This window comes from Erythrobacter sp. CCH5-A1 (genome assembly GCF_001557115.1).
Taxonomy (GTDB): Bacteria; Pseudomonadota; Alphaproteobacteria; order Sphingomonadales; family Sphingomonadaceae; genus Erythrobacter.
Map to the genome: position 1 here is coordinate 1 of NZ_LSKQ01000158.1, position 1,419 is coordinate 1,419.

Genomic DNA, 1,419 nt, shown 5'->3' on the forward strand with positions numbered 1-1,419 from the left:
ACTGATCCGCAGAAATTACCCCGCGGGGTGGAGAGCCGTCCACGACATCAGTTGCTGCCGCTGGCGCTTGCACTTAGGCCGTGTTGACAAAAGACTTCAGCCATAGGCGAGTGGCTGCGAGATTGAGGAAGCTCTCGAACGAGAGGATGGTCTTGTCGTAGCGTGTGGCGATACGGCGCTGCTGCTTGAGTTTACCGAACATGCGCTCGACGCGGTTGCGGTCCCGGTAGCGGCGATAGTCGGGATGCTCGGGCACCTTGCGGTTCGAGCGGGGCGGGATGATCGGCAGGATGCCCCGGATCAGCAGGCTTTCCCGGAAGCGATCACCGTCATAACCTTTGTCCGCCAGCAGCGCCTTGGGCGCGGCGATGGGGATCTCCATCAGCGGCTCGGCGGCGGTGTAATCGGATGCCTCGCCGCCGGTCAGGATGAAGCCGAGAGGCAGTCCTTGATTGTCGCACCGGGCGTGGATTTTGCTCGTAAAGCCGCCGCGTGATCGACCAAGAGCGTTCGCACAAGCCCCCCTTTTCCGCCCGCTGCCGAGACGTGGCCGCGAACGCTGGTGCTGTCGATCATGTGCTGCCAGTCGTCGGTCAGACCCAGATCAACCAGCGTTTGCAGGAGCGCATCCCACACGCCTTGTTCGGCCCAACGCCGGAACCGGACATAGACCGAGTTCCACTTGCCATAGCGCTCATGCATGTCGCGCCAAGGGCAGCCGACCCGCAGCACGTGGAGCATACCATTGAGAAAGCGCCGATTGTCCCCGGCAGGACGCGCCCAGCGACCACGCTCAGGCGGCAGCAACGGCCCGATCAGTTCCCACTCCGCATCCGACAAGTCCCCACGACCCATGACTGCTCCTCAAAAAGCAGTCTTGAATCAGAAGTCGGGGCAAATGGGAATCCCTTTTGTCAACACGGCCTAGTCTGTTGACCTGGCACCCACAGAGAAGTCCTTGAGATGAAGCGGACTGTAACAGTATGCTCGGCACTTGTATTCTTCACCGCCTGCGGCACGCCAACCGTGTCAGATGGTCGCCATGCTCAGGAAGTTGCTGCGGCTATTTCAGATCTGAATGATGGAAAGTCCGAACCTTGCCTTAATATTATGGGGCGCGCTCCGTTGACATCGGGAGACGTCGTAGGGCCAGCTACTGCCCTTTGCGGACGCAAGGGTCAATTTAAAGATGTAGCGGACATTTCTCAACGCAACGAAGGAATACGCTCGTTTGTGACGATCCGTTTCAAACAGGGCGCCGACATTGAATTACTTTTTGAACGCGGCATCTTGGTGTTAGCGAACTCCAAGTTAAATTTCCCGCACCCACCAGCTATTCCTTAATCCGACGACACACAGACATTCAGCTTCCCATCTGTGGACGCCCCGAAAGATGCAAGAGTAAATTCGGGTCTTGGC

General features: G+C 58.4%; 2 protein-coding genes and 1 pseudogene. 1 reads left to right on the forward strand and 2 read right to left on the reverse strand.

Features of this window, described 5'->3' with window-relative positions:
- Positions 1–73: 73 nt before the first annotated feature.
- Complete coding sequence (locus AX708_RS20420) at positions 74–586, reverse strand: IS5 family transposase (protein WP_230960663.1); 513 nt, start codon at positions 584–586, stop codon at positions 74–76.
- Positions 587–681: 95 nt separating this feature from the next.
- Positions 682–855, reverse strand: a pseudogene (locus AX708_RS21355) (transposase); the annotation flags it as partial.
- Positions 856–963: 108 nt separating this feature from the next.
- Between AX708_RS21355 and AX708_RS20425 the strand changes: the two are divergent.
- The gene (locus AX708_RS20425) at positions 964–1,344 is read left to right on the forward strand and encodes a hypothetical protein (protein ID WP_155647244.1); all 381 of its coding nucleotides are present in this window, start codon (positions 964–966) and stop codon (positions 1,342–1,344) included.
- The last annotated feature ends 75 nt before the right edge of the window (positions 1,345–1,419 follow it).